12 protein-coding genes are annotated in these 12271 nt (G+C 66.7%); all 12 read left to right on the top strand.

The window, feature by feature from the left end; translation table 11 throughout:
• The 12 genes from nusB to coaBC all read left to right on the top strand — a co-directional run bounded on the left by nusB (nt 1) and on the right by coaBC (nt 12120).
• The gene (gene nusB, locus RhoFasB10_RS13405; RefSeq protein ID WP_068424320.1) at nt 1-537 is read left to right on the top strand and encodes a transcription antitermination factor NusB; all 537 of its coding nucleotides are present in this window, start codon (nt 1-3) and stop codon (nt 535-537) included.
• A 117-nt stretch (nt 538-654) separates the two neighbouring features.
• Nucleotides 655-1290 (top strand): bifunctional pyr operon transcriptional regulator/uracil phosphoribosyltransferase PyrR, encoded by a 636-nt coding sequence (gene pyrR, locus RhoFasB10_RS13400; protein ID WP_068424318.1) that lies wholly within the window; start codon nt 655-657, stop codon nt 1288-1290.
• A complete protein-coding gene (locus tag RhoFasB10_RS13395) occupies nt 1287-2234 on the top strand; it encodes an aspartate carbamoyltransferase catalytic subunit (protein ID WP_068424316.1) in 948 nt (315 codons plus the stop codon). Before pyrR ends, RhoFasB10_RS13395 begins: the two co-directional genes overlap by 4 nt.
• A complete protein-coding gene (locus RhoFasB10_RS13390; RefSeq protein WP_068424314.1) occupies nt 2231-3532 on the top strand; it encodes a dihydroorotase in 1302 nt (433 codons plus the stop codon). Before RhoFasB10_RS13395 ends, RhoFasB10_RS13390 begins: the two co-directional genes overlap by 4 nt.
• A gap of 2 nt (nt 3533-3534) precedes the next feature.
• On the top strand, nt 3535-4053 hold the full coding sequence (locus tag RhoFasB10_RS13385; protein ID WP_068424313.1) for a transporter: 519 nt from the start codon (nt 3535-3537) through the stop codon (nt 4051-4053).
• Complete coding sequence (gene carA / locus RhoFasB10_RS13380) at nt 4050-5186, top strand: glutamine-hydrolyzing carbamoyl-phosphate synthase small subunit (RefSeq protein WP_068424312.1); 1137 nt, start codon at nt 4050-4052, stop codon at nt 5184-5186. Before RhoFasB10_RS13385 ends, carA begins: the two co-directional genes overlap by 4 nt.
• The gene (gene carB, locus RhoFasB10_RS13375; RefSeq protein ID WP_068424310.1) at nt 5186-8527 is read left to right on the top strand and encodes a carbamoyl-phosphate synthase large subunit; all 3342 of its coding nucleotides are present in this window, start codon (nt 5186-5188) and stop codon (nt 8525-8527) included. Before carA ends, carB begins: the two co-directional genes overlap by 1 nt.
• Complete coding sequence (gene pyrF, locus RhoFasB10_RS13370) at nt 8524-9345, top strand: orotidine-5'-phosphate decarboxylase (RefSeq protein WP_068424308.1); 822 nt, start codon at nt 8524-8526, stop codon at nt 9343-9345. Before carB ends, pyrF begins: the two co-directional genes overlap by 4 nt.
• A gap of 159 nt (nt 9346-9504) precedes the next feature.
• Complete coding sequence (gene mihF, locus RhoFasB10_RS13365; protein ID WP_068424306.1) at nt 9505-9825, top strand: integration host factor, actinobacterial type; 321 nt, start codon at nt 9505-9507, stop codon at nt 9823-9825.
• Nucleotides 9826-9852: 27 nt separating this feature from the next.
• Nucleotides 9853-10455 (top strand): guanylate kinase, encoded by a 603-nt coding sequence (gene gmk, locus RhoFasB10_RS13360; RefSeq protein ID WP_068425940.1) that lies wholly within the window; start codon nt 9853-9855, stop codon nt 10453-10455.
• 90 nt (nt 10456-10545) lie between these two features.
• Nucleotides 10546-10851: a DNA-directed RNA polymerase subunit omega gene (gene rpoZ / locus RhoFasB10_RS13355; RefSeq protein WP_068424304.1), complete on the top strand. Its 306-nt coding sequence runs from the start codon at nt 10546-10548 to the stop codon at nt 10849-10851.
• A gap of 24 nt (nt 10852-10875) precedes the next feature.
• Nucleotides 10876-12120 carry a bifunctional phosphopantothenoylcysteine decarboxylase/phosphopantothenate--cysteine ligase CoaBC gene (gene coaBC, locus RhoFasB10_RS13350; protein ID WP_167676748.1) on the top strand — a complete coding sequence of 415 codons (1245 nt, stop codon included), beginning with the start codon at nt 10876-10878 and terminating at the stop codon, nt 12118-12120.
• Nucleotides 12121-12271 lie beyond the last annotated feature (151 nt).

Genomic DNA, 12271 nt, shown 5'->3' with positions numbered 1-12271 from the left:
GTGTCGTCGAAGAAGAACCAAGCACGTCTTGCATCGAAACAGCCCGAGCAGCCGAAGAAGCTCGGTGCGCGCCACAAGGCTCGCAAGCGGGCCGTGGACTTCCTGTTCGAGGCCGAGGCGCGTGACACCGATCCGGTGGACCTGGCCAAGGAGCGTATCGAGTTGGCGCGCGGCGACGATACGATCGCGCCCGTCAGCGAGTACACCGAGACGCTGGTCGTCGGTGTCGCCGAGAATCTCGATCGTCTCGACGGTGTGATCTCCGACCACCTGACGGATTGGACGCTGAACCGGCTTCCGGCCGTCGACCGCGCGATTCTGCGTGTCGCGGTGTGGGAACTCTTCCACGCGACGGATGTGCCGCCGGTCGTGGCCGTCGACGAAGCCGTCGAACTCGCGAAGCAGCTGTCCACCGACGATTCGCCGTCGTTCGTCAACGGCGTTCTCGGCCAGATCGTGCTCGTGGCGCCTCAGGTTCGAGCGGCAGCCGCGGCCGTGTCCTCGCGTACTGCCGAGGACAAGCCCGCCGACTCCTGAGTATCTTTCGAATCGCTCCTCCCCGCCGCTCGTGCGGGGAGGAGCGATTGCTAGGCTGTGTCACCGTCAGACATCCTTTAACGATCCGTCCAGAGAGGCGGAGAAGGAGGTCGTAGTTTGCCTGCGCCCGAAAGTTCTTCCGTTCCCGACAATCGACCTGGTTCTTCCCGCGAGCTGCTGTCCGCCGCGGATGTGGGCCGGACCATCGCCCGGATGGCGCATCAGATCATCGAGAAGACCGCGCTGGATTCCGCGGACGGCCCCCGTGTCGTCCTCCTCGGCATTCCGACGCGCGGCACCACGCTCGCCGAGCGCCTCGCCGAGCGCATCGAGGTCTTCAGCGGTGTGCGCCCGCCGCTCGGCTCGCTCGACATCACGCTGTACCGCGACGATCTGCGGAACAAGCCGCACCGCCCCCTGGAGCGGACTCTCGTCCCCGAGGGCGGAATCGACGACGCACTCGTGGTTCTCGTCGACGACGTCCTGTTTTCCGGCCGGACAGTGCGGTCAGCGCTGGACGCGCTGCGTGACCTCGGTCGCCCCAGGGCCGTTCAGCTGGCCGTTCTCATCGACCGCGGACATCGCGAACTCCCGTTGCGCGCCGACTACGTCGGAAAGAACGTGCCGACGGCTCGGACCGAGGACGTGTCGGTGTCTCTGACCGAGCACGACGGGCAGGACGGTGTATCTATCTCAGCCGGGAGCGGAGCCCGCAGGAGTGACCCAGATGGAAACAAAGGTGTAGTGCAGTGAAGCATCTGCTGTCCGTGGCCGATCTGACCCGCGAGACCGCGACCGAGCTGCTCGACGAGGCCGATCGGTTCGAGCAGGCGCTGCTGGGCCGCGAGGTCAAGAAGCTCCCGACTCTCCGCGGCCGTACGGTCATGACCGTCTTCTTCGAGAACTCGACCCGCACCCGTGTGTCGTTCGAGGTCGCAGGCAAGTGGATGAGCGCCGACGTCATCAACGTCAGCGCCAGCAGCTCGTCGGTGTCGAAGGGGGAGTCGTTGCGGGACACCGCGATGACGCTGCGTGCCGCGGGCGCGGACGCGCTGATCGTGCGTCACCCGGCATCGGGTGCGGCACACCAGATCGCCGCGTGGACGAAGGGCCAGGGCGACGGGGCGGGACCCGCGATCATCAATGCAGGTGACGGAACCCACGAGCACCCCACGCAGGCGCTGCTCGACGCCGTGACCCTGCGCCAACGTCTCGGTGACATCGAGGGCAGGCGCATCGGCATCGTCGGCGACATCCTGCACAGTCGCGTCGCGCGATCGAACGCGATTCTGTTGTCGACGCTCGGCGCCGAGGTGGTTCTCATCGCGCCGCCGACGCTACTGCCCGTCGGAGTCTCCGGCTGGCCGGTCCGCGTGTCGCACGACATCGATGCCGAACTGCCCTCGCTCGACGCCGTGCTGATGCTGCGCGTGCAGGCGGAACGGATGAACGGCGGATTCTTCCCGTCGGCGAAGGAGTACTCGATCACATACGGGCTGTCCCAGAAGCGGATGGACCTTCTCCCGGAGCATGCCGTCGTGCTGCACCCGGGACCGATGCTGCGCGGTATGGAGATCGCGTCGTCGGTGGCCGATTCACCCAGAACTGCTGTACTGCAACAGGTTACGAACGGAGTTCACGTGCGCATGGCGGTGCTGTTCCGATTGCTCGTCGGCTCGGACGGAGGTGCGCTGTGAGTGTTCTGCTGCGCGGCGTTCTGATCTACGGCGAGGAACCCGCTACCGACGTCCTGATCGACGACGGCCAGATCGCCGCCATCGGATCCGATCTCGACGCAGGTGATGCCGAGGTCGTCGAGGCGGGCGGGCAGATTCTGCTCCCCGGATTCGTCGACCTGCACACCCACCTGCGCGAGCCCGGCCGCGAGGACACCGAGACCATCGAAACCGGTTCTGCCGCAGCCGCACTGGGTGGTTACACGGCGGTGTTCGCGATGGCCAACACCAACCCCGTCGCCGACTCGGTCGTCATCACCGATCACGTGTGGCGTCGCGGCCAGGAGGTCGGACTCGTCGACGTGCACCCGGTCGGTGCCGTCACGGTCGGTCTCGGGGGCAAGCAGCTCGCCGAGATGGCGACGATGGCGAGTGGCGTCGGCAAGGTCAAGATGTTCTCCGACGACGGCAAATGCGTCGACGACCCGCTGATCATGCGTCGCGCGCTCGAATACTCGAGCTCGCTCGGGGTGCTCATCGCGCAGCACGCCGAGGAGCCGCGTCTGACCGTCGGTGCCGTCGCACACGAGGGGCCGACGGCAGCTCGCTTGGGTCTCGCCGGCTGGCCGCGTGCCGCCGAGGAGTCGATCGTCGCCCGTGACGCTCTGCTCGCTCGCGACGCCGGAGCGAAGGTGCACATCTGTCACGCGTCGACGGCGGGAACCGTCGAACTGCTCAAGTGGGCACGCGCACAAGGGATTTCGATCTCGGCCGAGGTGACGCCGCATCACCTGCTGCTCGACGATTCGCGCCTCGAGACGTACGACGCCGTCAACAAGGTGAACCCGCCGCTGCGCGAGGCGTCCGACGTCGCGGCGCTGCGCACGGGCCTCGCCGACGGCACGGTCGACTGCGTCGCGACCGATCACGCGCCACACGCCGAGCAGGACAAGTGCTGTGAGTTCTCGCAGGCGCGTCCGGGCATGCTCGGTCTGGAGACCGCCCTCGCGATCGTCGCGCAGACGATGGTCGAGCCCGGTCTGCTCGATTGGCGTGGCGTGGCCCGCGTCATGAGCGAGCGTCCGGCGGAGATCGTCGGACTCGCCGACCAGGGGCGTCCGATCGAGGTCGGAGAGATCGCGAACCTGACGCTCGTCGACCCGGACGCATCGTGGACGGTCGAGGGCAGGAAGTTCGCCAGTATCTCCGAGAACACGCCGTTCGAGCAGATGGCGTTCTCGGCCAGAGTCACCACGACGCTGCTGCGCGGACGGATCACTGCCCTGGGCGGCGCCGTTCGCGTCGCGACGGAGGCATAGCCGTGGACAGAGTGGTCATCGTCGTCGCGTTCGTCGTCTTCTGGCTGGCGATGATCGGATTGATCTTCTGGGGCTGGCGTGGCCGGCAGAAGCGTCAGGCGGACCGGATCGGGGTGTTCCCTCCCGTGCCCGCCGATCTCGGGGCACCGTCGATCGCCGCTGCGACCGGCCTGTACGTCGGCAGCACGATCGCGCCGAACTGGCAGGACCGCATCGCCGTCGGCGACATCGGCCACCGCGCGACGGCGGAACTGTCGCGGTACGAGAAGGGCATCCTGCTCGAGCGAACAGGGGAGTCCACCATCTGGATTCCGCAGGAGTCCATTCGCGGGATCAGAACCGATCGTGCGTTGGCGGGCAAGGTCATGAGCAAGGACGGCCTGCTGGTCATCCGCTGGACCCTGCCGACCGGCACCGAGATCGACACCGGCTTTCGAGCCGACGACAAGCTCGTCTACCCCACGTGGGTCGACACACATCCGAACACAGGCACGAACGACTCGAAGGAGACACCCGCGTGAGCAGCGCAGTTCTTGTTCTGGAGGACGGCCGGACGTTCCGTGGCACCACCTTCGGCGCCACCGGACGGACTCTCGGCGAAGCCGTCTTCTGCACCGGTATGACCGGATACCAGGAAACCTTGACCGACCCCAGCTACCACCGTCAGATCGTCGTCGCGACGGCGCCGCAGATCGGCAACACGGGCTGGAACCAGGAAGACGGCGAAGCCGCGAGCGCCCAGGATCCCAACAAGATCTGGGTCGCAGGCTACGTCGTCCGTGACCCGGCACGACGCACGTCGAGCTGGCGATCGACCGGATCGCTGCAGGAACAGCTCGAGGCGCAGAACGTCGTCGGCATCGCCGGCATCGACACGCGCGCTCTCGTACGCCACCTGCGCACCCGCGGTTCGATGCGCGCGGGCGTCTTCTCCGGTGACGCACTCGGCACGGAGACGGAGATGCTCGAGCAGGTCGTCGGTCAGCCGTCGATGCTCGGTGCCGACCTGGCCGGTGAGGTCACCACCGACACCGGCTACGTGATCGAGCCCGAAGGCGGCGACGCCCGATTCACCGTCGCCGCAGTCGATCTCGGCATCAAGACGAACACACCGCGTATGTTCGCCCAGCGCGGCATCCGTGTGCACGTGGTTCCGTCGGCAGCCACCATGGACCAGATTCTGGAGCTGAATCCCGACGGCGTCTTTCTGTCCAACGGACCGGGCGACCCAGCGACTGCCGACGCCAACGTCGCGCTGACCCGCGAGGTTCTCGGACGCGGACTGCCGTTGTTCGGCATCTGCTTCGGAAACCAGATCTTCGGCCGCGCGCTCGGACGCTCGACGTACAAGATGAAGTTCGGCCACCGCGGCATGAACATCCCCGTCGTCGAGCACACCACCGGACGCATCGCCATCACCGCGCAGAACCACGGCTTCGCGCTCGAAGGCGAAGCAGGCGAGGAGTTCGACACCGACTTCGGCCGCGCCCGGATCAGCCACACGTGCGCCAACGACGGCACCGTCGAAGGCGTCGAACTGCTGAGTGGACGCGCGTTCTCGGTTCAGTACCACCCCGAGGCCGCGGCGGGCCCACACGACGCCGCGTACCTCTTCGATCGGTTCACATCAGTGCTCGAGGGAGTTGACAAGTAATGCCACGCCGCAGCGATCTGGGACACGTCCTGGTCATCGGTTCGGGACCGATCGTCATCGGACAGGCCTGTGAGTTCGACTATTCCGGCACTCAGGCGTGCCGGGTACTTCGCGAGGAGGGCCTGCGCGTCAGCCTCGTGAACTCGAACCCGGCCACCATCATGACCGACCCGGAGTTCGCCGACGCCACCTACGTCGAGCCGATCACCGCCGACTTCATCGAGAAGATCTTCGCTCGCGAGGCCGAGCAGGGACATCCGATCGACGCCGTTCTCGCAACCCTCGGTGGCCAGACCGCGCTCAACGCCGCCGTCGCGCTGCACGAGCAGGGGATCCTCGAGAAGTACGACGTCGAGCTCATCGGCGCGGACTTCGACGCCATCCAGCGTGGCGAGGACCGTCAGAAGTTCAAGGACATCGTGTCCAAGGTCGGAGGGGAGAGCGCGCGCTCTCGCGTCTGCTACACGATGGACGAGGTGCGTGAGACCGTCGCCGAGCTGGGCTTCCCGGTCGTCGTGCGGCCGTCGTTCACGATGGGCGGCTTGGGCTCGGGCATGGCCTACGACGACGCCGACCTCACGCGCATCGCCGGAGGCGGGCTCGCCGCGTCGCCGACCGCGAACGTGCTCATCGAGGAGTCCATCCTCGGCTGGAAGGAATACGAGCTCGAGCTCATGCGCGACGGCCGCGACAACGTGGTCATCGTCTGCTCCATCGAGAACGTCGACCCGGTCGGTGTGCACACCGGCGACTCGGTCACCGTCGCCCCGGCGATGACGCTGACCGACCGCGAATACCAGAAGATGCGCGACCTCTCGATCGACATCCTCCGCGAGGTGGGCGTCGACACCGGTGGTTGCAACATCCAGTTCGCGATGGACCCGACGGACGGCCGCCTCGTCGTCATCGAGATGAACCCGCGTGTCTCGCGGTCGTCGGCACTGGCGTCGAAGGCCACCGGCTATCCGATTGCGAAGATGGCCGCCAAGTTGGCCATCGGCTACACCCTCGACGAGATCGTCAACGACATCACGAAGGAAACCCCGGCGTGCTTCGAGCCGACGCTGGACTACGTCGTCGTCAAGGCGCCGCGGTTCGCGTTCGAGAAGTTCCCGGGCGCCGACGGCACGCTCACGACGACGATGAAGTCCGTCGGCGAGGCTATGTCGATCGGCCGTAACTTCGCCGAGGCGTTCGGCAAGGTCATGCGGTCGCTCGAGACGAAGCGAGCGGGTTACTGGACCGGCCCCGAGGTCGAGGCCGTGAACCTCGAGTCGTTGCTGAAGGACCTGTCGGTCCCGAAGGACGGCCGGATGTACGGCATCGAGAAGGCGTTCGAACTGGGCGCGACCCTCGAGCAGCTGTTCGACGCCACCAAGATCGACCCGTGGTTCCTCGACCAGTTCCAGCAGATCCACGAACTCGGACACGAACTGCGTGCCGCCGAGAAGTTCGACGAGGCGCTCCTGCGTCAGGCCAAGTACCACGGCCTGTCGGACCGCCAGATCGCCGCGGTGCGGCCGGAACTCGGCGGTGAAGACGGTGTTCGCGCCTTGCGCGTCGAGCTGGGTGTCCACCCCGTCTACAAGACGGTCGACACCTGCGCAGCCGAGTTCGAGGCCAAGACGCCGTACCACTACGGCACCTACGAGCTCGATCCGAACGCCGAGTCCGAGGTCGCCGAACAGCGCGAGCGTCAGAAGGTGCTCATCCTCGGTTCGGGCCCGAACCGCATCGGCCAGGGCATCGAGTTCGACTACTCGTGTGTGCACGCGGCGCAGACGCTGTCGCAGGCCGGCTACGAGACCGTCATGGTCAACTGCAACCCGGAGACCGTGTCGACCGACTACGACACCGCCGACCGCCTGTACTTCGAGCCACTGACGTTCGAGGACGTGCTCGAGGTATATCGAGCCGAATCGCAGTCCGGCACCGTGGCAGGCGTCATCGTGCAGCTCGGTGGCCAGACGCCGCTGGGACTGGCGAAGCGCCTGAAGGCTGCGGGTGTTCCCATCGTCGGAACCAGCCCCGAGGCGATCGACCTGGCCGAGGATCGCGGCGAGTTCGGTCGCGTCCTCACCGAGGCGGGCCTGCCTGCTCCGAAATTCGGAACCGCGACGACGTTCGACGGCGCTCGCGAGATCGCGGGCGGTATCGGCTACCCCGTCCTCGTGCGTCCGTCGTACGTGCTCGGCGGCCGCGGCATGGAGATCGTCTACGACGAAGCATCGCTCGCCGACTACATCTCGCGTGCGACCGAGATCTCGCACGACCGTCCGGTTCTCGTCGACCGCTTCCTCGAAGACGCCGTGGAGATCGACGTCGACGCACTGTGCGACGGAACCGAGGTCTACCTCGGTGGCGTCATGGAACACATCGAGGAAGCCGGTATCCACTCCGGCGACTCGGCGTGTGCGCTGCCGCCGATCACGTTGGGCAAGGCCGACATCGAGAACGTGCGACGGTCCACCGAGCTGCTCGCCAAGGGCATCGGCGTGAAGGGACTGCTCAACGTCCAGTACGCGCTCAAGGACGACATTCTGTACGTCCTCGAAGCGAATCCGCGTGCAAGCCGGACGGTTCCGTTCGTGTCCAAGGCCACGGCCGTGCAGCTGGCCAAGGCGTGTGCGCGCGTCATGCTCGGTGAGTCGATCGCCGACCTGCGGGCCGAAGGCATCCTGCCTGCCGAGGGCGACGGCGGGACGACCCCGCTGGACGCGCCGATCGCCGTCAAGGAAGCGGTCCTGCCGTTCAACCGATTCCGTCGCGCCGACGGCACAGGCGTCGACACGCTGCTGAGCCCGGAGATGAAGTCGACGGGCGAGGTCATGGGTATCGACGCGGACTTCGGTACCGCCTTCTCCAAGAGCCAGACGGCGGCATACGGTTCGCTGCCGACGTCGGGCTCGGTGTTCGTATCGGTCGCCAACAAGGACAAGCGGTCGCTGATCTTCCCGGTCAAGCGTCTCGCCGACCTCGGCTTCACGATCCTCGCGACCGAGGGCACCGCAGAGGTGCTGCGTCGCAACGGCGTCGAGTGCCAGCAGGTCTACAAGCAGTCCGGTGAGGACGTACCTGCAGGGGAGTCGACGATCGTCGACCGCATCCTCGCCGGGGACGTCGCGATGGTGATCAACACCCCGTACGGCAACTCGGGACCGCGCGTCGACGGCTACGAGATCCGCAGCGCCGCGGTGGCACAGAGCATTCCGTGCATCACGACGGTGCAGGGCGCGTCGGCGGCAGTGCAGGGCATCGAAGCCGCCATTGCCGGTGGGGTGGGAGTGCGGTCGTTGCAGGACCTGCACGCGGCCATCGCGGGCGCCTCGGTCACGGCATGAGCAAGACGTGGGCGGATCGGCTGCGCGCTGCGACGGCGGCGCGCGGCCGGCTCTGCGTCGGCATCGATCCGCACCCGTCGCTGCTCGACGCCTGGGGTCTGCCCCGATCGGCCGACGGGTTGGAGACCTTCGCCGAGCTGTGCGTCGAGGCGTTCGTCGGCGAGGTCGCCGTCGTCAAGCCTCAGGTCGCGTTCTTCGAGGCCTACGGCAGCGCGGGGTACGCCGTGCTCGAACGCACCGTCTCGGTATTGCGTGACGCAGGCACACTCGTCGTCGCCGACGCCAAGCGCGGCGACATCGGGAGCACGATGAGCGCCTACGCGCAGACGTGGCTCGGGGAGGACTCGCCGCTGTCGTCCGACGCGGTCACCGTCTCCCCGTACCTCGGGTTCGATTCGCTGCGCGAGACGTTCGACCTGGCCGCGCGAAACGGTCGAGGAGTGTTCGTCCTCGCGCGAACGTCCAACGCCGAGGGGGCGGACCTGCAGACCGCGACGGCGTCCCATCGGTCGGTCGCGCAGTCCATCGTCGACGGGGCTGCCGACATCGACCGGGACGGACGCGCCACGGCCGGTCTCGTCGTCGGCGCAACGCGTGATCACGGTCTGGATCTCAGCGACTTCACCGGCCCGATCCTCGCTCCCGGGCTCGGCGCTCAGGGCGCGGGTGTCGACGATCTCGCCCAGATCTTCGCGGGTTCCCGAGAGCTTCTGCTGCCCAACTCGTCTCGCGGCGTGCTCGCGGCAGGGCCGTCGGTCACCGCTCTTCGCGATGCCGCCACCACCCTCCGCGACGAAGTAGAAGCGGGCCTCGCATAGACCATGGTTGCGACCCCGTCAGCTCCGGGGGCAAGTTCGCCATGCGGGTCGCGCGTCGGTAACGTCGCTGATGTTGCTGGTGACCACGAGTTGCGCAGCAGCGACGTGCGCGACCCGCCATTCCGTGCACTGTCCACCCCACGATGAGACGGAGGAAACGTGGCGCTTCCCCAGTTGACCGCAGAGCAGCGTGCCGCTGCTCTGGAGAAGGCGGCTGCCGCCCGTAAAGTCAGGGCCGAGCTCAAAGAGCGCCTCAAGCGAGGCGGCACCGATCTGAAGCAGGTGCTCAAAGACGCCGAGACCGACGAGATCCTCGGCAAGATGAAGGTATCGGCACTTCTCGAGGCATTGCCGAAGGTGGGCAAGGTCAAGGCGCAGGAGCTGATGACCGAGCTGGAGATCGCGCCGACGCGTCGTCTCCGTGGCCTCGGCGATCGCCAGCGCAAGGCACTGCTGACCAAGTTCGATTTCGACGCCTGAGTGCACGTACAAGCGGAGGTAGCGCACGTGTCCGATCGTGACGCGTCATCGCCCCGGAGGGGCCGGCTCATCGTTTTGGCCGGTCCCTCCGGCGTCGGTAAGTCCAGTGTCGTCCGCGTCGTTCGACGCGTACTGCCCGAACTGTGGTTCAGCGTGTCCGTCACCACGCGCGACCCACGTCCGGGTGAGATCGACGGTGAGGACTACCACTTCGTCACCGCCGCGGAGTTCGATCGCATGATCGAGGCAGGGGAGCTGCTCGAATGGGCCAGCGTCCACGGTGGCCTGCATCGGTCCGGCACCCCGGCCGCGCCGGTCGAAGAGGCGCTCGAGCAGGGGAAACCGGTGCTTCTGGAGCTCGACCTCGCCGGCGCGCGAGCGGTACGGGTGTCGAAGCCCGAGGCGCAGCTGGTGTTCATGGCACCGCCGACGTGGGACGACCTCGTTCACCGACTCACGTCGCGGGCGACCGAGGAATCGGCGGCCACCGCACGCCGACTCGAGACCGCCAAGGTCGAACTGGCCGCGCAGGACGAGTTCGACACGGTCATCGTCAATACCGATGTCGACCATTCGTGCGAAGAGTTGGTATCCTTGTTGGTCGGTAGCTCGTCGGTCGGCCCTTCCTGAGGTTCTCGGCCTCCGAGGTTCACGAGCACGAACAACCTTTTCGCAGTTCAGTACGTATGCAGCATCGACGCTATTCAGGGAGATTCCATAGTGAGCAGCACTTCAGTGGCCGGTTCCGACTTCGACGCGCGTAGCGCACTCCCGGCTTACGACACGCCGCTCGGGATCACCAACCCTCCGATCGACGAGCTCCTCGCGCGCACGTCGTCGAAGTACGCGCTGGTCATCTACGCAGCCAAGCGCGCGCGTCAGATCAACGACTACTACAACCAGCTCGGCGACGGCATCCTCGAGTACGTCGGCCCGCTCGTCGAGCCGGGCCTGCAGGAGAAGCCGCTGTCCATCGCGCTTCGCGAGATCCACTCCGATCTCCTCGAGCACTCCGAAGGCGAATAAGAACCGAACAAGGAATCAGCCAAGTTGCGCGTAGTCGTCGGTGTAGGCGGAGGTATCGCCGCCTACAAGAGCTGTTCCCTCATTCGAAGGTTCACCGAGAACGGTGACCACGTCCGCGTCATCCCGACCGAATCCGCGCTCGAGTTCGTCGGCCGCGCAACATTCGAGGCGTTGTCGGGCAACCCGGTCCACACCGGAGTGTTCGCCGACGTTCCCGAGGTGCCTCACGTGCGCCTCGGGCAAGAGGCGGACCTGGTCGTCGTCGCGCCTGCGACCGCCGATCTGATCGCTCGGATGGCAGGCGGCCGGGCCGACGATCTTCTGACCGCCACGTTGTTGACGGCGAGATGTCCCGTCGTCGTCGCGCCTGCGATGCACACCGAGATGTGGGAACACCCGGCGACGGTCGCCAACGTCGCGACTTTGCGCGGTCGGGGCGTCACGGTCATCGAACCCGCTTCGGGGCGGCTGACCGGCCGCGACACCGGCGCGGGACGGCTTCCCGAGCCCGACGAGATCCACGCGCTCGCGATGCTGCTGGCAGAGCGCACCGATTCGCTGCCGCACGATCTCACCGGTCGCCGCGTCGTCGTGACAGCAGGCGGCACCCGCGAACCGCTCGATCCGGTTCGGTTCCTGGGCAATCGCAGCTCCGGCAAACAGGGCTACGCCATCGCCCGCGTCGCGGCGCAGCGCGGTGCGCGTGTGACGTTGATCGCCGGCTTCACCGCGAACCTGCCGGATCCTGCCGCCGTCGACGTCGTTCACGTCAAGACCGCGCACGAGATGCGGGACGCAGTGACGCAGTACTCGCCCGATGCCGACGTCGTCGTCATGGCTGCGGCCGTCGCGGACTTCCGTCCGTCCAGTATCGCGACGAGCAAGATCAAGAAGGGCGCCGACGAGCCCGACTCGATCCCGCTCGTTCGCAACGACGACATCCTCGCCGGTCTCGTCGACGCGCGTCGGAACGGCGAGATCGACAAGACCACGGTCATCGTCGGTTTCGCCGCCGAAACCGGTGACGAGCACGGCGACGTCCTGAGCTACGCACGCGCGAAGCTGGAACGCAAAGGTTGTGATTTGCTCGTCGTCAACGCGGTCGGCGACGGCAAGGCGTTCGAGGTGGATCACAACGACGGATGGCTCCTCGGATCGGACGGATCGGAAGCCGCTCTCGGTGCCGGGTCGAAGGCGCTGCTCGCCAGTCGCGTCGTCGACGCGGCGGTCTCCGTACTGTCCGATGTTTCACATTCGAATCTCGGGTGATTTCAAGGGTGCACGGGCGGCATCGACGCGACTAGTGTCGGTGTGCCAGAACGCCCATGTGTGCTTACCCGCAGTAACAGCGTGACCGTAGACAATGGAAGTGCCGACCGGAGCTGTGGCTCCGATCGGCCGGGAAACACGTCGAGAGGAA

It is taken from the genome of Rhodococcus sp. B10 (genome assembly GCF_011770055.1).
GTDB lineage: Bacteria > Actinomycetota > Actinomycetes > Mycobacteriales > Mycobacteriaceae > Rhodococcoides > Rhodococcoides kyotonensis_B.
This window is presented reverse-complemented; position numbering and strand designations above follow the sequence as displayed.

Coding starts and splice junctions, on each gene's coding strand:
- carB (WP_068424310.1), top strand. CDS start 5,186: ATGCCACGCCGCAGCGATCTGGGACACGTCCTGGTCATCGGTTCGGGA.
- pyrF (WP_068424308.1), top strand. CDS start 8,524: ATGAGCAAGACGTGGGCGGATCGGCTGCGCGCTGCGACGGCGGCGCGC.